This is a genomic window from Saccharibacillus sp. O23, assembly GCF_002205895.1.
Classification (GTDB): Bacteria; Bacillota; Bacilli; order Paenibacillales; family Paenibacillaceae; genus Saccharibacillus.
Genome location: NZ_NJDE01000022.1, coordinates 1 through 23,850, shown reverse-complemented (window position 1 = coordinate 23,850; position 23,850 = coordinate 1). Strand labels below are relative to the sequence as shown.

The window sequence follows — 23,850 nt, the reverse complement described above, 5'->3', positions numbered from 1 at the left end:
CGAATGAGTTTCAAGAAAAAAACGCCTTGTTTAACGTGAGCGAACGACGGACGGCAGCCGAGGGGGAAGCAGGTTCCTGAAGAAGCGAAGCGTTCGCCTTTGAATTCGGATTTCTTCCCTTGAGAGTCCAATCCGGAAATCCGAATTCAACACGCGATCGTAAGGAACCTGCCGGACCCGAGGCGTCTCCCGAGTTCCGGCTGACGGTAACGAGGATCGGTTTTTTTCATGAAGCAGCCGTTCGACGCAAAAATTGCCCAGAATGATTTAAGTGGAGGTTGAGGCCGGTGGCAAGCGAAAATATCGTAATCAAAGGTGCCAGAGCACACAACTTGAAAAACATTGACGTAACCATTCCCCGGGATCGGTTCGTCGTCCTGACGGGCCTCAGCGGCTCGGGCAAATCGTCGCTCGCGTTCGATACCATCTACGCCGAAGGACAGCGCCGTTACGTCGAATCGTTGTCCGCTTACGCGCGCCAGTTTCTCGGGCAGATGGAGAAGCCGGACGTCGATTCGATCGACGGACTGTCTCCCGCCATCTCGATCGACCAGAAGACGACGAGCCGCAACCCGCGTTCGACCGTCGGAACCGTGACCGAGATTTATGACTACCTGCGGCTGTTGTTCGCGCGGATCGGCAAGCCGCACTGCCCGGATCACGGCGTGGAGATCACCTCGCAGACGGTCGAGCAGATGGTCGACCGAATCATGCAGTTCCCCGAGAAGACCCGGCTGCAGATTCTCGCTCCCGTCGTCTCGGGCAAGAAGGGCGAGCATAAAAGCCTGTTCAACGAGATCTCGAAGCAGGGCTTCGTCCGCGTTCGCGTGGACGGCGAACTTCGCGATCTGTCGGAGACGATCGAGCTGGAGAAAAACAAAAAGCACACCATCGAGATCGTCGTCGACCGGATCGTGATCAAGGAAGACGTGCAGACGCGTCTGGCCGATTCTATCGAAACGGCGCTGAAGCTGTCCGGCGGCCAACTGCTGGTCGACATCATGGGGCAGGAAGAACTGCGTTTCAGCTCGAATTTCGCCTGCCCGATCTGCGGATTCAGCATGGACGAGCTGTCCCCTCGCATGTTCTCGTTCAACAGCCCGTTCGGCGCCTGCCCGGATTGCGACGGTCTCGGCCATAAGATGGTCGTCGATCCCGATCTGCTGGTTCCGGACGAGCGCAAGACGATCGAAGACGGCGCGTTCACCGCATGGAGCGGCGGACTGTCGAACTATTATCCGCAGTTTCTGGCCGCGGTCTGCGAACATTACGGCATTCCGACGAACGTGCCGGTCTCCGAACTGAGCCAAGAACAGAAGAACAAGATCCTGTACGGCAGCGACGGACAGAAAGTCCATTTCCGTTACGAAGGCGACTTCGGACGCAGCAAAGAAGTGACGGTTGCGTTCGAAGGGATCATTCCGAACTTGGAGCGCCGCTACCGCGATACTTCGTCGGAAAGCATGCGCGAGTATATCGAAGGGTTCATGGGCACCAAGCCTTGCGGCACGTGCAAAGGCAAACGTCTGAAACGCGAAGTGCTCGCGGTAACGGTAGGCGGCGAGAATATCGCTTACGTGACCGATCTGTCGATCTCCAAAGCGTCCGAATTTTTCGACAAGCTGGAGCTGACCGAGAAAGATCGTTCCATCGCGAATCTGATCCTCAAAGAAGTATGCAGCCGTCTGGGTTTCCTCGAAAACGTCGGTCTGACGTATCTGACCATGAGCCGCGCGGCCGGCACGTTATCGGGCGGCGAAGCGCAGCGGATCCGTCTGGCGACCCAGATCGGTTCGAGCTTGATGGGCGTGCTGTATATCCTCGACGAACCGAGTATCGGGCTGCATCAGCGCGATAACGATCGTCTGATCAAGACATTGGCGCATATGCGCGACCTCGGCAATACGCTGATCGTCGTCGAGCACGACGAAGATACGATGATGGCCTGCGACTATATCATCGATATCGGACCGGGCGCCGGCGCGCACGGCGGGCAGATTATCGCGCAGGGCACGCCGCAGGAGATCATGGACAATCCGGACTCGCTGACGGGCCAATATTTGAGCGGCCGCCGTTTCATCCCCGTTCCGTTGAACCGGCGCGAGCCGGGAGATCGTTGGTTGGAGATCCGCGGAGCGCAGGAGAACAACCTGAGCAACGTCAACGTCAAGATTCCGATCGGATTGTTCACGGCCGTAACCGGCGTGTCCGGTTCCGGCAAATCGTCGCTCGTCAACGAAGTGCTGCATAAGACGCTGGCGCGCGATCTTAACCGGGCACGGGTCAAGCCCGGCAAGCACAAAGAACTTCGCGGTCTCGAATATATCGACAAAGTGGTCGACGTCGACCAGTCGCCGATCGGCCGTACGCCGCGTTCCAACCCGGCGACGTATACGGGCGTGTTCGATAATATCCGCGACCTGTTCGCGACGACGAACGAAGCGAAGGTGCGCGGTTATCAGAAAGGCCGCTTCAGCTTCAACACCAAAGGCGGCCGCTGCGAAGCTTGCAAAGGCGACGGCATCATCAAGATCGAGATGCACTTCCTGCCGGACATCTATGTGCCGTGCGAAGTCTGCAAAGGCAAGCGTTATAACCGCGAGACGCTTGAAGTCAAATACAAAAACAAAAATATCGCCGACGTGCTGGAGATGACGATCGAAGATGCGGTCGAATTTTTCCAGAACGTGCCGAAGATCAGCCGCAAACTTCAGACGCTTCTCGACGTGGGTCTGGGTTACGTGAAGATGGGGCAGCCGGCGACTACGCTGTCGGGCGGCGAAGCGCAGCGCGTGAAGCTGGCTTCCGAACTGCACCGCCGCAGTACCGGCAAGACGATCTACATCCTCGACGAACCGACGACGGGTCTCCATGTCGACGATATCGATCGGCTGTTGACGGTACTGCACCGTCTGGTAGAAGAGTCGGGCGATACCGTGCTGGTTATCGAGCATAATCTGGACGTGATCAAGACCGCCGACTACCTGATCGATATGGGACCGGAAGGCGGCAGCGGCGGCGGGCAAGTCGTCGCCGTAGGCACGCCGGAAGAAGTCGCGAAGGTCGAAGGATCGTACACCGGTTATTATCTGGCTCCCGTGCTTGAACGCGATACGCAGCGCACGCGCCGCGAGCTGGAACCGGACCATCAACCCGCCGGCCAGTAAAAGATCGTAAGTACAAAATAACAAGCGTCGGTTCCGGAACATGAGCTTCGGGAACGATGCGATAAAAGGCCGCCGTTCGGGCGGCCTTTTTTTGCGGGACGCTCTGCTGCGCGTTCCGTCTGCATCCGTTTCTCGACCAATTCTCGCCGTTTCTCGCCGCTGCGCGGAGCACCGAAAAAAAGGACGGCGGAAAAGGCTTTGTTTTCCCTAAGAAATGGAATAAAGTGAAGAAAAGGGACGGCGCTGGCGATTTCCTTGCTCTGTGTGTTACAGTGGAGTGGATTGTGCCGGAATCCGGACACGCGAAGAAAGAGGGTTGTCGACGGTATGAAAATAACGGGAAAAAAAGCGGCATGCGTGCTGCTGTCAGGAGCAATCGGCATCGGAGGGTTAGGTCTATTCCCGGAAACGCAAGTCGCGGCGGCCCAAGCCCAGACCGGCAAGACGTCATCGGCGGCGGCCAAAACGGTTCCGCAGGTGATCGCTCAGGTATCGCCTTCGGTCGTCGGCATCATCGGCAGAGTCCCGTCCGATTATTCGGACGAATGGGGAGGCGAAGAAGAAGGTTCGGACGACGGTTACCAACTGGCGCAAGGCTCCGGCGTCATCATCCGTTCGAACGGTTGGATCGTGACGAACGCGCATGTCGTCGACGAGATGACGAACATCGAAGTCGTCACCTCCGAAGGCAAGTCGTACAAGGTGCGCGAAGTGTACAGCGATCCGCTCAGCGATATCGCGCTTATTCGCATCAACGTCTCGGGCTTCAAGCCGGCCAAGTTCGTTCCGGTCAACGCAAAGACCGTGGTTGGCGAACAGGTCGTGGCGATCGGCACGCCGATCGCGCCGTCGCTGCGCAATTCCGCCACGCTGGGCATCGTCAGCGGACTTAATCGTTCGGCCGGCGCGGGTTATCGCCTGATCCAGACGGACGCGACGATCAATCCGGGCAACAGCGGAGGTCCGCTGGTGAACATGCGCGGCGAGATCATCGGCATCAATTCGATGAAGCTTGCGGCCGTCGACATCGACAATACCGGATTCACGATTCCCGCCGATACGGTCCAGTATATCGTGCATCAATTGTTCGAGAACGGCGAAGTGATCCGCGCGGGACTCGGTCTCGAACTGGAAGAAAGCTTCTCGGCCGCGATCGGTCTGCCTTCGGACGATCCGCTGACGGTCAAGACCGTGCAATCGGAACAAGCCAAGAAGGCCGGCGTCCAAGAAGGGGACGTCTTGTACAGCGTGGCGGGCCATCGCATTACGGCGCTCGTCGACCTGAACGAGCTGCTCAAATCGTACCGGCCCGGACAAACGCTTCGGGTACTGATGCAATCGGGCGGAGACATCGTGGAACGCCGGATCGTATTGGCGAGCGAATAGATTCGGGTGCGAGATCCAATAGGAACGAATGATAGAGGAGGAAGACAAGTGAGAGCAGCCAAAAAGGGGATGGCCCTTCTATTCGTTCTGCTTCTGACGCTGACGAGCGCCGTACCGGCGTTTGCGGCCGAGAAGGTGACGCTGTCTTTGCAGATGCGGATCGGAAGCACGTCCGCGCTGGTGAACGGAGAGAAAGAAACGATCGAGAAACCGTTCGTGCAAAACGGAACGACTCTGGTGCCGCTGGGCGTGTTTCAGCGGACTTTCGGAACGAGCAGCCGATTGGAAGGCGAGAATCTCGTGCGCCTGTCTTACGGTTCGCGCAGCGTCACGTTTGCGATCGGCGGCAAAAGCGCGACGGTCAACGGCAAAAAAGTCGCTTTGGCCGCCGCGCCCGTCATGAAAAACGGAACGCTGATGGTGCCGATGCGTCCGGTGACGGACATGCTGGGCGCCGAAGTCAAATTTGCATCGGGCAGCATCGTCGTGACGCTCAAGTCCGATAACGGAATTCCGGGCCGTACGCCGACGGAAGAAGAGAAGACGACAGGGCGGGTCGGCAGCAGTTACGCCGATTGGTCGATCGATTATCCGGCCGGCGCGACCGCGGAGTCGAACGGCAGCGAGTTCTCGACGATTATGGGCGATGCCGACGGCACGTACGTGCTTCAGGTGCAGGTCTGGGACGAAGGCGCCGACGCTTCGGCAGCCGATATTCAAGAGCAGCTCGAGCAGGAAGCCGAAGCGGCGGGAGAGACGGTCGTCGATTCCGAGATCGTAAGCAGCCAAGTCGCAAGTCCGTATGCGCGCGTGATTACGCTCGATTCGGACGGCGTCTATTGGCAGTCCCGACGCTACTACGAAGACGGCCGCGCTTATTCGCTGTATCTGGGCGATTCGACCGCCGCAGGCTACGCGGATCTTGCGAAATGGGACGATCTGCTGAACTCGTTCCGTCCGACGTTCGCGACGCCGGGGACGAAGACGGAAGACGTCTCGGGCGTCAAAGGCGGCTTGGTCTCGACTTCCGTGCCGGATTACGGCGCGACGTTGGAAGTTCCGGTAGGCTGGACGCCGACGGACAGCTCGCAGCGCGAATACGAAGGCGAAGACGGTTCGGTATTGACGATGGACGTCGTTTCCGCCGGCACGATCAAGACTCTTCAAGAGTGGCATACGCTGCTGCAAAGCCGGGCGGACGAAATCTTCCTGCCGGGCGTCGCGCAGCCGATCGCGGCCGAATCGACCAAAGCCGCAGGAGAAGCGGCGCGCATCGAGAAGCTGACCTACGATCTGGGCAGCGGCGTGCAGCACTGGAACTGGTTGGTCCTGAAAAAAGGCGATTATCTGTACATTCTGCGTTACTCCGCGCCGCAGGCCGCTTACAACGAGCAGACGTTCCGCAAGATCGTCAATTCGCTCGCGATCGAATTCGAGACCGTGCCGGCGAATTTCGGCAAGCTCGGACAGATCTCGTATCTTAAAGACAAATCTTTGAGCATGACGATCAGCAACAACGATTTCCGGATGAGCGTTCCGGCTTATTGGAGCGCGCAGCCGATCGAAAGCGCCGGGGTGGCTCGAAGCTTCTTGATTCCGGGCGGCCTGTTCCGGATCGACACGGTCGATGCCGGATTGGAAGCAGCCTCGGCCCGAGCGGTTCGCGATCTGGCGGATCGGAAATTGGACGATGCCACGCTCACGACCGAGACGCCGAAACATACGACGTTCGCGGGCGTGCCCGCGATTCGTATCGCGTATAAAGGCACGGACGGCAGCGCGTATCAAGCGGAAGACGTCTACTTCCGGCATGGAGAAACGACTTACCGGATTCATTACGAACTGGATCAAGGCGCTGCGACTTCCGCTCAACTGGCCGGAATCGAACGCGCGCTCCAATCGTTTGCTTTTCTCAAACCCATCATGAACAGCACCAAATAGAGAGCATGGCAAGCTTTGTCGCGGCGGATCGTCTTCGGATGGTCCGCCTCGCCCGCAAGCAGGCCGGCATCGACCGGTCCGGGTTCCCCGCGACCGGTCTTTGTTTTGTTCGTACATAGAGTCAGGTCCGCGATTTCGCAGCAAAAAGACAACGTTCGAAAGGAGTCTTGTTTCAATGGAACCGACGTTAGGGGAGAAAATCCTTTTGGCTTTTCAGTACAACGATTCCGTATGGCATAATGTGTTTTTGACGATCATTTATGCGTTGGCGGGCCTTTTCGCCCTGCTGATGCTGAACGCGCTGATTCGCTCGATCGCGCGACCGCGCGATATTCGAGATGCCGGCCCCGCTCATAAGCCGGGCCGCGTATTCGCCGCTTGGATCGGCAGCGCGTTCGGCTTATTGGCTTTTCCGGTCGGCTTGTTCCTCGTGCTGACGATCGCGCTCGGCAGTTCCGACAGCGCGCGGATCGCTTCGGGTACGCTCGCTTACGAGCAGAACGGCGTTCCGGCTTCCGTGGTCATCGTCGACAAATTCATCGCCAATTCCAGCGAACGTGGGATTACGAGCGGAACGAGCAAAGCCTATGTCTATTCGATCGACGCCGATACCGGAGCGCCGCTGTGGAAGACCAACATCGGCCGGGCTTATGCCCCGACGCTGCTCGGACAGACGGACGGGCGGATCGCCGCGTTCGACGGGAAGCATCTGGTCGTGCTGAACAAGTCGGACGGCAGCGAAGCCGCGGACGCCAAGAAACTGCAAGCGTCCAACCCGGAACTTCAAGGCAAACTGCCGGAAGAAGCGGCCCGGTATCGTTGGGATGCCAAGAACGGCCGGGTCGTGGTGCAGGGGCTGGACGGTCAATTGTACGGCATCGATCCGAATACGCTCAAAGGGAGTCTGCTGACGGGGGTCAAGCTGACCGACTATTTCGGCAGCGGCGACGCGTCCGCCGAGCCTCGGGCTCTGGGGCGAATCGGACTGATCCGCTCCGGCGCGGACGACGGACGGTATAGGCTGTTTCTGACGGAAGACGAAGCGGCCCGGGTCAAGGACGGGACGATCGGGGCGGAAGACGCCAGCGCGGCTTCCGGAGCGGCGGCCGATCCGCGCAAGAAATTGTACGGCGCCAGCTTGCTCAAAGGCGGCAAATTGGCGGCGGACGATCTGAAACCGGTGCTGGACGACGTCTTTTTGAACGGAGGGTTCCTGAGCGATCCCGATCTGGACGGCAGCACGTCTTCCGATCCTTACGTGATGAGCGAATTCCCGGATTTCGCCAAGGTCGAGAAAGAGCCGAAGATGCCCGACCTGCCGGAAAGCCTGGATTGGCCGTCCCGAATGACGGTCGCGGAATACGAGCGTTACAGCGCCGAAGAAGATCGCAGAATGGATGCTTATTACGCGGCGCGCGATAAATACGACCAAGAGATCGAAGCTTATCGCGAGCGGGACACGAAATACGGCGATACGGCGCGTGCGTTGGAACGCTTCGGTGGTTTGCCCGATGCGACGCCTTTTCGTTTTACCGATGGCGGGAGCGGACACGAGATTTTCCTGATCGCGCACGATTCCGTCGTTTCGAATTCGCCGAGCCTTCTGCTGAGCGCCGTCGATCTGCAAGCGGGCAAAGTGCTGTGGACCGCGGATACGCGCCTGCAATCGCTAAGCAGCTACGATCGGGCCGGCGATAAACTCTCGCTCGTCGGCAGCGACAGCAGCGGGAATTCTTACTTGATGACCGTATCGCTCAAGGACGGCGCGGTAGCCGGTTACGATTTCCGTTACGATCGGTCTTTAAAATTTTAGAAAAGATCGAAATGCTTGTATGCACGCCGATTGCAGTCTGTTAAAATGAATAAGATAAAGGTCGTGCTACAGATCATTCCCGCGGGGTTCGGCCCGGCGGGATTTTTGTCGGATAAATGCATACAGGATCGAAGCAAGTTATTTGGAGGGATACCATTTTTATGAGCGTTAACGGAATTACGAGACGGGACGTCGAACTGCTGGCACCGGCCGGCGATTGGGATTGCATGCGCGCGGCCGTAGCCAACGGAGCGGACGCGGTCTTTTTCGGCGTCGAGAAATTCAATGCGCGGGCGAGAGCGAACAACTTCCGCATGGACGAACTGCCGGAGATCATGGGCTTTCTGCACAGTTACGGAGTTAAAGGGTTTCTGACTTTCAACATCCTCGTGTTCGAAAACGAATTGGAAGACGCGCGCGAGCTGATTGACGCATGCGTAGTCGCCGGAGTGGACGCGGTGATCGTGCAGGACTTGGGCCTAGTCAAAATGATTCGCGAAATCTCGCCGGATTTCCCGATTCACGGTTCGACGCAGATGACGATCACTTCGCCGGAAGCGGTCGAGTTCACGAAGCCTTTCAATATGGAACGCGTCGTCTTGGGACGGGAAAATAATCTGAAGCAGATCCAGAAAATCGGGGAGCAGGCGAAGCTGCCGATGGAAGTATTCGTGCACGGGGCGCTGTGCGTGTCCTATTCCGGCCAGTGCCTGACTTCGGAAATGTGGGGAGGACGCTCCGCCAACCGCGGCGAATGCGCGCAGGCCTGCCGCCTGCCGTACGATCTGATGGTCGACGGCGAACACAAGCCGATGGGCGATATCGCGTATCTGCTGTCGCCGAAAGACTTGGCCGCGATCGACATCATGCCGGAGCTGATCGAAGCGGGCGTGACTTCGTTCAAGATCGAAGGCCGCCTCAAGACGCCGGAATACGTCGCGAACGTGGTCAGCAAATACAATGCCGCGATCAACCGCTATTTCGAAGGCGACGATTCCAAGCCTTCGGAAGAAGAGATCCGCGAGCTTCAGCAGAGCTTCTCGCGCGGTCTGACGCACGGATTCCTCGACGGAACCAACAATAAGCAGCTCGTGGAAGGCACCTTCCCGAAAAGCCGCGGCGTCTATCTCGGACGGGTCGAGCAGATTCTGCGCGACGGCGTCGTCTGCCGCATCGAAGCCCCGCTTAAGCGCGGCGACGGCATCGTGTTCGACGCGGGCGATCCGACCAAGAAAGAAGAAGGCGGACGCGTATACGACGTGCGCCGCAAAGGCGTGAAGCTCGAAGGCGAAGCCGATCAAGGCTGGGTCATCGATATCGTGCCGGGCCGCAACGACGTCGATCTGCGCCGTCTGCACGTCGGCGACCGCATTTGGAAAACGAACGATCCGGCGCTGGACAAAAGACTGCGCCAGACGTACGAAACGGATAAGCCGTACCGCGTGTTCCCGCTGGCCGTCAAAGTCATGGGCAACCCGGGACAGCCGCTTGTATCGGTCTGGACCGATCTGGACAAAGGCACGACGGTTCGCGTCGAGTCCGAGATGGAACTGGAGATCGCCAAGAAGCGTCCGCTCGGCTACGAGATTCTCGAAGAGCAGTTCGGCCGCCTCGGCGGCACGGTCTACCAACTCGAAGAACTGGACGTCCAACTGCACGGGGACGTCATCGTGCCGATGCGCGAGCTGAACGCGATGCGCCGCCGCGCGGTCGAAGAACTGGCCGGCGAGCGTCCGAAGCCGCCGGTCTACGTCCAACGCGATATCGCCGTGTACGGCGATTCCGCGCCGGCGGTCAAGCCGCTGGACCGCTCGGAAGCCAGCCTCACGGCGCTGTGCCGGAGCCTGCCGCAGGTCGAAGCGGCACTGGAAGCCGGCGTCGGCATGATCTACGCCGACTTCGAATTCATCAAGCAGTTCCCGGCGGCCGTCGCAGCCGTACGGGCGGCCGGCAAGCGGATCGCGCTGGCGACGCCGCGCATCCACATGCCGGGCGAGAACGGCTACCACGCGAACATCCTTCGCTTGGAGCCGGATGCCGTGCTCGTCCGCAATACCGGTGCCCTGTATTACTACCTGCGCCACCGCATGGAGAATCCGGATCTCAAGCATCCGGAACTGATCGGCGACTTCTCGCTCAATATCGCGAACCACAAAGCCGTCGATCTGTTCCTCGAAGCCGGTCTCGACCGCGTGACGCCGTCGTACGACCTGAATATCCAGCAGATGGTCGATCTGCTGGGCCGTTCGCAGACCGACAAGATGGAGATCGTCATCCATCAGCATCTGCCGATGTTCCATACGGAACACTGCGTCTACTGCACGTTCATGAGCGAAGGCACGAACTACACGAACTGCGGCCGTCCGTGCGAAGAGCAGCGCGCGTCGCTGCGCGACCGCATCGGCATGTCCCACCCGGTCCGCGTCGACGAAGGCTGCCGCAACACGGTCTACAACGCGATCGAACAGTCCGGCGCCGAATACCTCAACGAATTCTTGAACGCCGGCGTGCCGACGTACCGCGTCGAATTTCTCGAAGAGACGCCGGATCAAGTTCAAGAAGTCATCGATCTTTACACCCGCGCCCTGCGCGGCGAGATCAGCAGCTCCGAAGTCTGGCGCAAGCTCAAAGCGACCAACCAACTCGGGGTTACCCGCGGGCAGCTGGTGAAGTAAGAAGCCCAGACCGTCTGCCAGATCGTCTTTTCAAGGACGTTTCGCCTTTTTGCGCGAAACGTCTTTTTCTTTTGCCAAGCCGGCGAAGGCCGTCTAAGATGGAAACAGAAGCAGGAAGAAGACCATCGACAGAGAGGAGAGACAAGCATGAAGCTGTTGGTTACGGGAGGATCGGGCTTTATCGGCAGCCATTTTATCCGCTATATGCGCCGGCGCTACCCTCACGACGAGATCGTCAATATGGACGCGCTCACTTATGCGGGCAATCCCGATAACCTGTTATCCGTCGAAAACGACGCCGGTTATCGTTTCGTGCATGCGGATATCCGCGACCGGGCGGCGGTCGACCGGTTGGTCGGCGAAGGCGTCGACTCGATCGTCCACTTCGCTGCCGAATCCCATGTGGATCGCAGCATTGCGGATCCGGCGATCTTCGTGGAAACGAACGTTGCAGGAACCCAAATCCTGCTCGAAGCCGCGCGCAAACACGGCGTACGGCGCTTCGTCCAGATATCGACCGACGAAGTCTACGGCACTCTCGGCGACGCCGGATCGTTCACCGAACACACGCCGCTTGCGCCCAACAGCCCGTATTCCGCGTCCAAAGCGTCCGCCGACCTCATGGTTCGCGCTTATCGCGAAACATACGGGCTGCCGGTCAATATCACCCGCTGTTCCAACAATTACGGCCCGTATCAATTCCCCGAAAAATTGATCCCGCTCATGATCCGGCATGCGCTCGCGAACAAACCGCTGCCCGTTTACGGAGACGGCATGCAGATCCGCGATTGGCTGCATGTCGAAGACCACTGCCGCGCGCTGGATCTCGTCATCCGTCAGGCCTCTCCGGGCGAAGTGTATAATATCGGCGGCATGAACGAACGGACCAACCTCGAGATCGTGCGAGCGATTCTGAAGCGGCTGAACAAACCCGAGAGTCTGATCCGACGCGTCGCCGACCGTCCCGGCCACGACCGCCGCTACGCGATCGATGCTTCCAAGATTCGAACAGAGCTCGGCTGGCGCCCGCAGCATACTTTCGAAAAAGGCCTTCACTCGACGATCGACTGGTACCTCGCCAATCCCGAATGGCTGTCCCGCATCGAATCCGGCGAATACCTCCGTTCCCGTCCCGTACTTCCCTACCTTCCTCATTAAAACAAAAAAGACGACTTCACGAGGAAGTCGTCTTTTGTTTACATCCACAAATACCAGATCAACCAGCTCAAGAACGCCCCGATCCAAGACACGCAGCCGAATACCGCGACGATCTTGCGTTCGTTCCAACCGTATTTCAAGCTGTAATGATAATGGATCGGCGTCATGCGGAAGATGCGTTTTTTGGTCCGTTTGTAATACGTGACTTGAATGATGACCGAGAACTGCTCCGCAAAGTAGATAATGAACAGCAGCGGCACCAGAATCTCGACTTTCTCGAGCACCGCCATCAGCGACAGCGAACCGCCGATCGCCAGCGAGCCGGTATCGCCCATGAAAGCTTTGGCCGGATATTTGTTGTACAGCAGAAGGCCGAACAGCGCGCCGATCATCACCAGCGAGAACAGCTTGATCGCCGGTTCGTCGGAGATCACGAAGAAGAACAGGTACGTCGGAACGGATACGACGATCAGCAGGCCGTCCAGACCGTCCGTGAAGTTGATCGCGTTGGCCGAGCCGACGATGAACAGCAGCATAATGATGAAATAGATCACGGCCGGAAGCGTCCAGACGAATCCGCCCGGGAACGCGATGGTCGGCGCCACGCTGAAGCTGTTCATGGCGATCAGCAGCAGCGTGATGGTGAACGCGAACTGGAAGATCAGTTTCGCTTTGCCCGAGATGCCCTGAGGATCTTGGAAAGCGGCTTTTTTGAAGTCGTCGCTGAACCCTACGATGCCGAACAGCACGAACGAAGCGGCCAGCAGCCACATCAGCGGCGTCGGCTGGGCGATCAGCGCGACCAGCACGCCGATCATGAAGATCATGCCCGCCATAAGCGGCGTGCCTTTTTTGGCTTGGTGATCGGGCGGCAGTTCTTTGCGGATCGGCTGAAGCCATCCGATGCGGCGCAGCGTGCGAATCCAGAGCGGCGACAGCAGGGCGACGAGGACGAACGAGAGGACAGCGGCAATCAATGTGTAAAAGTTCATGGGTTTCGGTATTCTCCAATCGGCAATTCGGATTTTGAAGCGGATCTATCGGTTAATAATAAGTTATGTAACGAAGATGCCGGACATGCGTACGCAGCTTCCGCCGCACGCCGTAACTTCCTTATTCTAAGCAATTTGCACGCCCGCCACAAGAGAAGTCCGGCAGAATTTGGCTTTTTCCGGATACTCGATATAAAATGAAGACAACCAGGCAGGCTCGACGAACAGGCGAAGCGGCGGGTTGCGGCATCCGCGTCATCCCAACCCCAATCCTAGGAGGAACCCTCTCAATGAATACCCAAAAAATTCGTAAAGCGATCATCCCGGCCGCCGGTCTCGGCACGCGTTTCCTGCCCGCCACGAAGGCGATGCCGAAAGAAATGCTCCCGATCGTCGATAAGCCGACCATTCAGTACATCGTCGAAGAAGCGGTCAAATCGGGGATCGAAGACATCATCATCGTAACCGGCAAAGAAAAACGCGCGATCGAAGACCACTTCGACACCTCGTTCGAGCTGGAACACAATCTCGAAGAGAACGAGAAATGGGAGATGCTCGAAGAAGTCCGCCGCGCCGCCGACATGGCCGATATCCACTATATCCGGCAGAAAGAACCGAAAGGACTGGGCCACGCGATCTGGTGCGCCCGCAAGTTTATCGGCAACGAACCGTTCGCCGTGCTGCTGGGCGACGATATCGTCGAATCCGATACGCCTTGCCTCAAGCAGATGCTCGACGTGTTCGACAAACATCAAGCGTCGATCGTCGGCGTGCAGGAAGTGCCGTGGGAAGACGTATTCCGCTACGGGATCGTGGACAGCCAGCCGATCGAAGGCGAATCCCGCACGTTCAAAGCCAACGGCCTCGTCGAGAAGCCGAAACGCGAAGACGCGCCGTCCAATCTCGCCATCATGGGCCGCTATGTCCTGACGCCGGAGATCTTCGAGATTCTGGAGAATCAGCCGACGGGAGCCGGCGGCGAGATCCAATTGACCGACGCGATCGCCACGCTCGGACAGTCTCAAGAAGTGCTGGCCTACAACTTCGAGGGACAGCGCCATGACGTTGGCGTGAAGATCGGATTTATCGAGACTACCATCCATTACGCGCTCAAGAACGACGAGATGCGCGAACCGCTTGTCGCTTACATGAAGCAGGCGCTGGCCGAACTCGAGAACAACGGTTAAGCCGATCGTTCCCGCGCCGTTCGCAATCGAAATCCGCGCATCGTCAAGCCCGGCCGCCGGCCGGGCTTCGTCGCGTCTTCGACTGCGTGTTTTTCGCTCCGTAACGAAGTTCTGCCCGCTTGCCTTTATTAGATAGAGACATTAAGCTAGGGCGTGTAAGCAAACTTAACGATGTGCATCTTTAGCCGCCTTTTCGCCCTTCAGCGCCGGATTCGCTCCAGAAGCATAACCGAACCAGCAATGGATTCGCTCCAGAAGCACGACCGAATCGCCAACGGGCGTCAGCGCCCTTTGACGTGCCCCGGCACGCCTTCGGAACCCTTCCTTGCGGAGAACGAAAATTCGCCTAAATCTGCTTCCCTCGAAGTTTGCGTACACGCCCTAGTGCTGCTTGCGAAAGTCGATATTTGCCGCGTTCCGAATTCGGAACGCCTACAAAGGAGAAACTTATTTTGCCGCCTAACCTGAATGTCCGTCCCAAAATATTGCTGATCATTCCCGCGTTCAACGAACGCGAGAATATCGGTTCGCTGCTGCTTTCCTTGCGCGAGCAGGGGCTCGAAGCGCTGGTCGTCAACGACGGTTCGACCGACGATACCGCCGAAGTCTGCGCGGAGATCGGCGCGAATATCGTCAGCCTGCCCTGCAATCTCGGCATCGGCGGCGCCGTGCAGACCGGATACAAATACGCTTACGCCCACGGTTACGATATCGCGATCCAGTTCGACGGCGACGGCCAGCACCGCGCGGAATTCGTTCCCGCGCTGATCGCCCCGCTGCTCGCCGGTCAAGCGGATCTGTCGATCGGTTCGCGTTACATCGAGAAAGAAGGGTTCCAATCGACCTTCCTGCGCCGCGCCGGCATCCGTTATTTCAGCCGGTTGATCCGTCTGATCAGCGGCCAGACCGTGACCGATCCGACTTCGGGCTTCCGCGCCGTCAACCGCGAGATCATGGCGATGTTCGCCGCGCAGTATCCGACCGATTATCCGGAACCGGAATCGATCGTGCATGTGCTGCGGCTCGGCGGAAGAGTCTCGGAAGTGCCGGTACTGATGTCCGAACGCGTCGGCGGCCGTTCTTCCATCCGCAGTTTCCGTTCCGTCTATTACATGATCAAAGTCTCGCTGGCGATCTTGATCGACGCGCTGCGCGGAAGCGGGGTGCGCCGCACATGATCAATCTGAAGCTGCAGCTGCTGCTGGTCGCGTTCAGCTTGGTCGTGCTGTTCGTGTTCGTCAATCGCACGCGCCGCTATAAGCTGGAACTGAAATACGCGTTGGTCTGGATCTTTTTCGGTGCGGCCGGCGTCGTCGTAGCGGTCTTCCCGCAGATTTTCTTCCTGATCGCTCGTGTCATGGGCATCCAAGTGCCGGTCAATGCGGTGTTCCTGCTGGCCGTTTCGTCCATTTTCCTCATTCTGTACAGTTTGACCGTCTCGCTTTCGAATCACTCCCGCAAACTGCGGACCTTGACTCAGGAAGTCGGCCTGATGAATCACAAAGTCGAGCAGTTGGAGCGCCGATTGGAACAGGCCGAACGGGAGAGAGGAGGAAGACCCGATGCCGCCGATCGATAAACGCGCGGATCGGGAAACGTCAGCGCCGTCTGTTTGGATTACCGCCTATAATCGACTGCTTCGTCTGCTGCCTCCCGTCATTCGCGATCACCTGCTCGATTTCGTCAAATACGGCGTGATCGGCGTGTTCGGCACTTTGCTTCAGACCGGCACGCTTTTTCTTTACGTGGAAAAAGGCCACGGCGATCCGCTGGTCGGTTCCGCGCTGGGATTCATTCTGTCGCTGCTGTTCTCTTATGCCGCCAATTCGATCTGGACGTTCAAAGAGAGCGGACGCTCCGCTTCGACATTGATCAAATACACGGCGGTATCCTGCGCGGGTCTGGTACTCAATCTGCTGATCATCTACCTGTTCGATCGCGTATTCGGCTGGTGGTACGGCTACGGACAGATCACGGCGATCGTGCTTGTGCCGATCCATAATTTTATCTTGAACAAAGCATGGGCGTTCCGCACCCCGAAACGGGAGGGCGGCTGACTTGTTTTCGTTAAAAGAAGAAACCCGGCAGACCCGGATTCGCCTGCTGCTGCTCTGCCTGCTCGTGTTCGCCGTAAGCTGCGCCGTGTCGCTCGGTTACGGCGACCGTCTGCTGCTCGGCTCTTACGCCAAGATGAACGACGACGACGTCAAATACGCGCAGACCGCCGACGTGCTGCTTCGCACCGGCGTGTTGACCTACAACACCGGCAGCGAGCCGTCCACGTTTATCATGCCTCTGTTTCCGCTAATGCTGGCCGGATTCAAAGCGATCGCGGGAATCGAAGGAGGCGCCGTGCTGCTTCGTCTCGTTCAAGGCGCTTTTCAAGCGTTCGGCGTCTATCTGATGTTCGTGCTTGCCCGGCGGGTGTTCGGCAGCGGCCGGATCGCGATGACCGCGGCTGTCCTGCTGGCGCTTTACCTGCCCGACTATTTCATTTCCGCATCGATCTTGACCGAATCGTCTTTCCGTTTATTCCTGATGCTGACCGTCTGTTGGCTGCTTCGCGCGCTCGATCGACCGAAGAGCTTGAATTGGGCTTTGTTCGCCGTCTGTTGGACCGCGATGTGTTATTACAAGCCGCAGGCCGCCGTTCTGCCGCTGATTCCGGGGCTCTTCTGGTTGGCGCGCCGCTATTCGTTCAAACGCATGTTGGCGTATACCGTCGTCATCTTGAGCGTTTTCGCGGTGTTGATGTCTCCGTGGTGGATTCGCAACTACGAGGCGTTCGGGCGTTTCATTCCGTTCACCCAATCCGTCGGCAGCCCTTTAATTCTCGGTTCCGCCGCTTTCGGTCAGGTACCGGACGGATTCTATGACAAGTATCCGGAATACGGCGGCGACGTCATGAACGGATCGGACGACGCCATGGCGCAGGCGGCGGGTCGGATGGTGGCGTACGGATTCGTGCACGAACCGCTGAAGTATCTGGCGTTCTACACCTTCGGCAAGTTCGGCGGATTGTACGGCATCGCGTATTGGGAGCGGCCGATACTCGGCATGACTTGGGCGCATTATTTCCCGATTCATGCGGCTTACGTGCTGCTCGGGCTGTACGGCATGTTCGCGGCGATCCGAAAAAAGCTGCGGCCCGCCTATGTTCCGTTGGCCGTGCTGCTCGGCTTGACGCTCATCTATGTTCCGTTCATCGCGATTCCGAGATACGGATATCCGAATCTGTTTTTGTTCGCGCTGTTTGCCGCGCCTGCGCTACTCGGCTTATATGATCGGCGGCAGAGCAGACGGGCAATACGCCGAAGCATGCCGAATTGAATCGAACGAACCGAAGCCGCTCTTTTCGGAGCGGTTTTTCGGCGTTCGATTTCGATACGAATCGTCCCCGAACAGGCAATTCCGAAGTGTTCGCATAGGATGCGAACAAAAAATTGACACCGTCTTATGCGTAGCATAGACTTAGGTTGGAACACCCTGCTCGGAGGCGCGAAAAACCGAAAAACGTCGGTGCGCCGCAGAGCCGAACACGGCGGATGGAGGAGTAAAATTGAGTCAGATATTCAAGACGTGGCGGCACGTCTTCAAGTTGGACCCGGATCGGGAATTGACCGACGAACAGTTGGAGGCGGTATGCTTATCGGGCAGCGACGCGATTCTGGTCGGCGGGTCGAGCGGCGTGACCTACGACAATACGGTGGATCTGATGTCGCGTATTCGGCGATACGAACTGCCTTGCGCGCAAGAGGTCTCGACGCTGGACTCCGTCGTGCCGGGATTCGATCTGTATTTGATTCCTATGGTTCTTAACACGAATCGGGCGGAATGGATCGTCGGCCATCACCGGGCGGGTCTCGAGAGTTACGGCGAACTGATCCCGTGGGACATGCTCGCCGCCGAAGGATATATCGTGCTGAACCCCGACTCCGCCGTCGCGCGCCTGACCGGCGCCGATTCCGGCATCGATGCCGGAGCCGCCGCGGCCTGCGCCCGCTTGGCCGACAAGCTGATGCGCCTGCCGATCGTCTACGTCGAATACAGCGGCACATACGGCGATCTGGATCTGGTTCGCGAAGTGCGGCGAGTGACGGACGAAGCTTCCGTGTTCTACGGCGGCGGCGTTCGCGATTACGCGACCGCGCTTGCCGCAGCCGAAGTCGCCGACACCGTCGTCGTCGGCAATATCGTGTATGACGATTTGCCGGCCGCGCTGGATACCGTGCGCGGCGTTCGCGACGCGAAGCTGAGCGAATAGCATGGCGCTGAGGTTGGGATGAACAGGCGATCGTCTGTTCATCCCAACTCCCGGCCGGACAGAACGCGAATGGCGTTCGCCTCCGGCCCTACCCGGACTTCCGATAGAAGTCCCTGTCCTAAATTGAAGTCATCCAATCCCGGAATGCGTCAATATGCGCATTCCTTATGCCTTTTCCCTAACCACCACCATGCGCGAGCAGAGCGGAGCGTCTCCCTCGCGCACACCCGAAAGGAGCACCATCCATGTCTTTTAATCTTGACGAATCGATCGCACGCCTGAACCCGCAGCAGCGCAAAGCCGCGCTCAAGACCGACGGCCCGCTGCTGATCATGGCCGGCGCGGGCAGCGGCAAGACGCGCGTGCTGACGCACCGCATCGCCCACTTGATCCAAGCCAAGAAGAGCGCGCCTTGGGGTATCTTGGCGATCACGTTTACCAATAAAGCCGCCCGGGAGATGCAGGAACGGGTCTCCGCGCTCGTCGGTCCCGAAGGCAAAGAAATCTGGGTCTCCACGTTCCACTCCATGTGCGTCAGAATTCTGCGCCGCGACATCCCGCGGATCGGCTTCTCGTCCAGTTTCTCCATTCTGGACTCCGGCGATCAATTGTCGGTCATCCGCAACTGCATGAAAGACTTGAACCTCGACACCAAGAAGTTCGAACCGAAGGCGGTTCAAGCTCTGATCAGCGCCGCGAAGAACGAACTGATCACGCCGACCCAGTACGAACAGAAAGCCGGCGGCGACTACATGGAATCCATCGCGGCCAAAGTCTACGGCATGTATCAGAAGCGGCTTCGCAGCAATAACTCGCTCGACTTCGACGATCTGATCATGAAGACGATCGAGCTGTTCAACGAAGTGCCGGAAGTGCTGGATTCGTACCAGAAGAAATTCCGTTACATCCACGTCGACGAATATCAGGATACCAACCGCGCGCAGTATATGCTGTGCCGCATGCTCGCCGACAAACATCATCAGATCTGCGTCGTGGGCGACAGCGACCAGTCCATCTACCGCTGGCGGGGAGCCGACATCACGAACATCCTGAATTTCGAAAAAGACTACCCGGAAGCCGAGACGATCCTGCTGGAGCAGAACTATCGTTCCACGGCCAACATCCTGAACGCCGCGAACAGCGTCATCGGCCGCAATACCGGACGCAAGCCGAAGAATCTGTGGACCGATCAAGAAGGCGGCGCGAATATTCGCGTGTTCCGCGGCAGCACCGAGCATGACGAAGCTTATTTCGTGACCGGCGAGATTCATAAGAACATCAAGAAGAAAATGGTCTACAAAGACCACGCGATCCTATACCGCACGAACGCCCAGTCCCGGGTCATAGAGGAAGTGCTGATCAAGTCGGATATTCCGTACCAGATCGTCGGCGGCATCAAGTTCTACGATCGCAAAGAAATCAAAGACCTGCTCGCCTACCTGCGCCTGCTGTCCAATCCGGACGACGATATCAGCTTGGTGCGCGTGATCAACGTGCCTAAGCGGGGAATCGGCGATACCAGCGTGGCGAAGCTGGCGGCTGCGGCGGCCGAACGCGGAGTCTCGATGTTCAAAGTGCTGGAAACGGTCGACGATCTCGGTTTCGCCGGACGCACGCGCAACGCGCTGGTCGAATTCTACGATATGATCGTCTCGCTGCATCGGATGGTCGATTATTTGTCCGTGACCGAGCTGACCGAGAAGATTCTGGAACTCAGCCAATACCGGATCGAGCTGCAAAAAGAAAATACGCTCGAATCCAAAGCCCGCGTAGAAAACATCGACGAGTTCTTGTCCGTTACGCTGGAATTCGAAGCGCGCAACGACGAGAAATCGCTGGTCGCGTTCCTGACGGATCTCGCGCTGATCGCCGATATCGATTCGATGGGCGACAAGAAAGAAGAGATCTCCGACGACGCGGTCGTGCTCATGACCATGCACAGCGCCAAAGGTCTGGAGTTCCCGGTCGTGTTCATCATCGGCATGGAGGAAGGCGTCTTCCCGCACAGCCGGGCATTCCTCGACAACGACGAGCTGGAAGAAGAACGCCGCCTCGCGTACGTGGGCATCACCCGCGCCGAGAAGCAGCTCTACCTTTCCTGCGCGCAGATGCGCACGCTGTTCGGCCGCACCACCGCCAACCCGCCGTCGCGCTTCCTGCAGGAGATTCCGGCGGAACTGCTCGAAGATACCGGAACCAATCCGGATCGTTACCGCCGCGGCGGAGATCCCGACAAAGGCTACGGCAACTCGCGCGGCGGAGGCCGCGGTTTCGGCGGAGGTTCGTCCTCGGGCGGCTTCGGCGGCTCGGGACGCAGCGCCGGACGGCCGGGCGCAAGCTCTTCGCCGACCGGCATGGGCCGTCCTGCCGTGGCGCAGCGTTCGTCCGGGGTGACCGTCACTCCGGCGGGCGGTGCCAAACCGGCCGCGCGCAGCACGAACAACACCGGCGCGTTTCAAGTCGGCGACAAAGTTGCGCACGGCAAATGGGGCGAAGGCACGATCGTGTCGATCAAAGGCAGCGGCAACGATACCGAGCTGAACATCGCGTTCAAAGCTCCGGTCGGCATCAAAAGATTGCTGGCGGGCTTCGCGCCGATCACGAAAGTCGAATAATTTGATAAAAAGGACGGGGAATCCATGGACGCGATGCACGAAATGGAAGGCTTGGTCGAGCAGCTCAACCGGTACAGCTATCATTACTACACGTTGGATCAGCCGCTGGTCAGCGACAAAGAGTATGACGTTCTTTACGATCGCTTGATGCAGTTGGAACAAGAGAGCGGAATGGTGCTTCCGGACTCGCCGACGCTGCGCGTAGGCGGAGAACTGCTTACGGGTTTCGTTCCTCACCGCCATCTGGCCCCGTTGTGGAGCCTGGACAAAGCGCAAAGCGAAGAAGAACTGAATACGTGGAGTACCCGCGCGCTGAAATTGTGGAACGACTACAATACCAAGAATCCCGACGATCCGCTGCCGGAACTGCAGTACGCGCTGGAGCTGAAGTTCGACGGGCTGACGTTGAACCTCACTTATACGGACGGCAAATTGGTGCAGGCGGCGACGCGCGGCAACGGTACGGTGGGCGAAGGCATCTTGGAACAGGTCAAAACGATCCGTTCAGTGCCGCTCACTATTCCGTACCGGGAAGGCACGATCGAAGTGCAGGGCGAAGGCATCATGAACCTGTCCGTGCTGGAGAGCTACAACAAGACGGCCGCGGAGCCGCTGAAGAACGCGCGGAACGCGGCCGCCGGCGCTCTGCGAAACTTGAATCCCAAAGTCACCGCGAGCCGCAAACTCAGCGCTTTCTTCTATAATGTAGGATACAGCGACGCGAAGACGTTCTCCGACCATGTCGAGATGATGGAGTTTTTGCGCGAGAATCGGTTCAAAGTCAATCCGTATATTTTCTACTTCGATAAGTTCGAAGACGTGATGGAGCAGCTGCACGAGATCGTGGCCAAACGCGGCCAGTTGGATTACCTGATCGACGGAGCCGTCGTGAAGATCGTCGATATGCGTACCCGCGCCGCGTTCGGCTATACGGGCAAGTTCCCGCGTTGGGCGATCGCCTACAAGTTCGAAGCGGAAGAGACCACCACGGTGCTCGAGTCCGTCTCGTGGGAAGTGGGCCGAACGGGCAAGATCACGCCGATCGCGAGATTGGAGCCCGTCGAACTGGCAGGCGTCACGGTGAAGAACTGCACGCTCAACAACGTCGGCGATATCGAACGCAAGAATCTTAAGCACGCGCTCGGCAGCCGGGTATTCATTCGACGTTCGAACGACGTCATTCCGGAGATTCTGGGCAAAGTGACGGAAGAAAACGACGGCGAAGAGATCGTCTATCCGGAAAAATGTCCGGCCTGCGGATTCCCGCTCGTTCAACGTGGCGCGCACTTGTTCTGCGATAACCGCTTATCCTGCAAACCGCAGGCGATCGGGCGGATTACGCATTTCGCTTCGCGCGACGCGATGGATATCGAGACGTTCAGCATCAAGACGGCGACTCAGCTCTATGACGAGTTGAACGTACGCGAACCGGCCGAGCTGTACGAACTGGAACGGGAATCTCTCGTGAAACTGGAGCGGTTCGGCGAACGCAAAGCGAGCAATCTGATCGATGCGCTCGAACAGAGCAAAACGCGGGATCTGGCTTCCTTCCTGTTCGCTCTGGGTATTCCCAATACGGGCAAATCGACGACCAAGATGCTGGCGGACCATTACCGCGATCTGGACAAAGTAATCAACGCTACCGCGGAAGAGCTTGTGGAACTGCCGGACGTCGGCGATATCGTAGCGGAGAGCATCGTGAACTTCTTCAACGATCCGTTCATGCGGGCGGGGGTAGAAAAGATGCGTCAGCTCGGCGTAAATCCGACATTGCCGCCTGAACCGGTCGAAGCCAAGCAGGATTCTTATTTCAGCGGCAAAACGGTCGTGCTCACGGGAACCCTGCATCAATTGACGCGCGACGAGGCGGCAGAGAAGCTCGAAGCCTTGGGAGCGAAGGTCACGGGCAGCGTGTCGAAAAAAACGGACATCGTGATCGCGGGCGAAAAAGCGGGCAGCAAATTGACCAAAGCGCGCGAACTCGGCATCGAAGTCATCGAAGACGAGGATGAACTGATTCGTCTGTTGAACGAATAAAGACAGCGGTTCGGAGGCTCGATTTCGGGCACCGGTCATGCGCTAGGGTAAGGAAAAGACAAGGCCGGGAAACCGGCCTTCATCTTTTTTTGATAGAAGAGAAGAAAAAGGCTTGCTTTATTGATATGTAAATGATAAGATATTTCTTGTCGCTTCTGAGACACGCTCAACACCGGAAAACATCAGGTTGTGAAACCTGAGAAAAAAGGTGTTGACAACAGAAACGAAAAAGAGTAAGATATAAAACGTTCGGCAAGCAAGTTTGCCGGCCGCAAGTTCTTTGAAAACTGAACAGTGAGTGAACAACGATGGCTTCGGTCATCGTGAGAATATAGAGAATGAAAATTCTCGCCACGTTTTAAACGAGCACATGGTGCTTTCTTGATAAGCCGGCCTTCGGGTCGCAACTTTAATGGAGAGTTTGATCCTGGCTCAGGACGAACGCTGGCGGCATGCCTAATACATGCAAGTCGAGCGGAGTTGATAAGAAGCTTGCTTCTTTGATGCTTAGCGGCAAAAAACAAAATATACCAGATCATAGCCACGTGCTTTATACACTCAGACAGCAATATTACTCAGTACAGCACAACTCTGCACTCCATTCCACCCATATTT

Annotated in this window: 15 protein-coding genes and 1 rRNA gene; 15 read left to right on the top strand and 1 reads right to left on the bottom strand. The window is 58.0% G+C overall.

From position 1 onward, the window contains the following. Positions 1–287 precede the first annotated feature (287 nt). The 6 genes from uvrA (at position 288) to rfbB (ending at position 12,140) form a co-directional block, all read left to right on the top strand. Positions 288–3,167 (top strand): excinuclease ABC subunit UvrA, encoded by a 2,880-nt coding sequence (gene uvrA, locus CDO73_RS21660; protein ID WP_088490613.1) that lies wholly within the window; start codon positions 288–290, stop codon positions 3,165–3,167. A 327-nt stretch (positions 3,168–3,494) separates the two neighbouring features. Next, entirely contained in the window at positions 3,495–4,553 is a 1,059-nt protein-coding gene (locus CDO73_RS21655; protein WP_088490612.1) for a S1C family serine protease, read from the top strand. Between the two features lie 48 nt (positions 4,554–4,601). Then, entirely contained in the window at positions 4,602–6,494 is a 1,893-nt protein-coding gene (locus CDO73_RS21650) for a stalk domain-containing protein (protein ID WP_143536166.1), read from the top strand. Between the two features lie 175 nt (positions 6,495–6,669). Beyond that, positions 6,670–8,307, top strand: a complete 1,638-nt coding sequence (locus CDO73_RS21645) for a PA2928 family protein (RefSeq protein WP_088490610.1) — start codon at positions 6,670–6,672, stop codon at positions 8,305–8,307. A gap of 161 nt (positions 8,308–8,468) precedes the next feature. Continuing rightward, entirely contained in the window at positions 8,469–10,982 is a 2,514-nt protein-coding gene (locus CDO73_RS21640) for a U32 family peptidase (RefSeq protein WP_088490609.1), read from the top strand. Positions 10,983–11,129: 147 nt separating this feature from the next. After that, the gene (gene rfbB, locus CDO73_RS21635) at positions 11,130–12,140 is read left to right on the top strand and encodes a dTDP-glucose 4,6-dehydratase (protein ID WP_088490608.1); all 1,011 of its coding nucleotides are present in this window, start codon (positions 11,130–11,132) and stop codon (positions 12,138–12,140) included. A gap of 38 nt (positions 12,141–12,178) precedes the next feature. On the opposite strand, the gene mraY is transcribed toward rfbB, so the two are convergent. Then, entirely contained in the window at positions 12,179–13,132 is a 954-nt protein-coding gene (mraY, locus tag CDO73_RS21630) for a phospho-N-acetylmuramoyl-pentapeptide-transferase (RefSeq protein ID WP_088490607.1), read from the bottom strand. A 290-nt stretch (positions 13,133–13,422) separates the two neighbouring features. On the opposite strand from mraY, the gene galU reads away from it, so the two are divergent. The 9 genes from galU to CDO73_RS26990 form a co-directional block, all read left to right on the top strand. Further along, positions 13,423–14,319, top strand: a complete 897-nt coding sequence (gene galU, locus CDO73_RS21625) for a UTP--glucose-1-phosphate uridylyltransferase GalU (RefSeq protein WP_088490606.1) — start codon at positions 13,423–13,425, stop codon at positions 14,317–14,319. Between the two features lie 452 nt (positions 14,320–14,771). Further along, positions 14,772–15,497: a glycosyltransferase family 2 protein gene (locus CDO73_RS21620; RefSeq protein ID WP_256972805.1), complete on the top strand. Its 726-nt coding sequence runs from the start codon at positions 14,772–14,774 to the stop codon at positions 15,495–15,497. Continuing rightward, positions 15,494–15,898 carry a DUF2304 domain-containing protein gene (locus CDO73_RS21615; RefSeq protein WP_088490605.1) on the top strand — a complete coding sequence of 135 codons (405 nt, stop codon included), beginning with the start codon at positions 15,494–15,496 and terminating at the stop codon, positions 15,896–15,898. The genes CDO73_RS21620 and CDO73_RS21615 overlap by 4 nt, the downstream gene beginning before the upstream one ends. After that, positions 15,882–16,376: a GtrA family protein gene (locus tag CDO73_RS21610; RefSeq protein ID WP_088490604.1), complete on the top strand. Its 495-nt coding sequence runs from the start codon at positions 15,882–15,884 to the stop codon at positions 16,374–16,376. Before CDO73_RS21615 ends, CDO73_RS21610 begins: the two co-directional genes overlap by 17 nt. 1 nt (position 16,377) lies before the next feature. Beyond that, a complete protein-coding gene (locus tag CDO73_RS21605) occupies positions 16,378–17,649 on the top strand; it encodes an ArnT family glycosyltransferase (RefSeq protein WP_088490603.1) in 1,272 nt (423 codons plus the stop codon). 229 nt (positions 17,650–17,878) lie between these two features. Next, the gene (gene pcrB / locus CDO73_RS21600) at positions 17,879–18,583 is read left to right on the top strand and encodes a heptaprenylglyceryl phosphate synthase (protein WP_088490602.1); all 705 of its coding nucleotides are present in this window, start codon (positions 17,879–17,881) and stop codon (positions 18,581–18,583) included. A 245-nt stretch (positions 18,584–18,828) separates the two neighbouring features. After that, complete coding sequence (gene pcrA, locus CDO73_RS21595) at positions 18,829–21,198, top strand: DNA helicase PcrA (protein WP_088490601.1); 2,370 nt, start codon at positions 18,829–18,831, stop codon at positions 21,196–21,198. A gap of 24 nt (positions 21,199–21,222) precedes the next feature. Then, positions 21,223–23,235, top strand: a complete 2,013-nt coding sequence (gene ligA, locus CDO73_RS21590) for an NAD-dependent DNA ligase LigA (RefSeq protein WP_088490600.1) — start codon at positions 21,223–21,225, stop codon at positions 23,233–23,235. Between the two features lie 409 nt (positions 23,236–23,644). Further along, a 16S ribosomal RNA gene (locus CDO73_RS26990) occupies positions 23,645–23,850 on the top strand; the annotation flags it as partial.

Coding starts and splice junctions, on each gene's coding strand:
- CDO73_RS21655 (WP_088490612.1), top strand. CDS start 3,495: ATGAAAATAACGGGAAAAAAAGCGGCATGCGTGCTGCTGTCAGGAGCA.
- CDO73_RS21645 (WP_088490610.1), top strand. CDS start 6,670: ATGGAACCGACGTTAGGGGAGAAAATCCTTTTGGCTTTTCAGTACAAC.
- CDO73_RS21640 (WP_088490609.1), top strand. CDS start 8,469: ATGAGCGTTAACGGAATTACGAGACGGGACGTCGAACTGCTGGCACCG.
- rfbB (WP_088490608.1), top strand. CDS start 11,130: ATGAAGCTGTTGGTTACGGGAGGATCGGGCTTTATCGGCAGCCATTTT.
- mraY (WP_088490607.1), bottom strand. CDS start 13,132: ATGAACTTTTACACATTGATTGCCGCTGTCCTCTCGTTCGTCCTCGTC.
- galU (WP_088490606.1), top strand. CDS start 13,423: ATGAATACCCAAAAAATTCGTAAAGCGATCATCCCGGCCGCCGGTCTC.
- CDO73_RS21615 (WP_088490605.1), top strand. CDS start 15,494: ATGATCAATCTGAAGCTGCAGCTGCTGCTGGTCGCGTTCAGCTTGGTC.
- CDO73_RS21610 (WP_088490604.1), top strand. CDS start 15,882: ATGCCGCCGATCGATAAACGCGCGGATCGGGAAACGTCAGCGCCGTCT.
- pcrA (WP_088490601.1), top strand. CDS start 18,829: ATGTCTTTTAATCTTGACGAATCGATCGCACGCCTGAACCCGCAGCAG.
- ligA (WP_088490600.1), top strand. CDS start 21,223: ATGGACGCGATGCACGAAATGGAAGGCTTGGTCGAGCAGCTCAACCGG.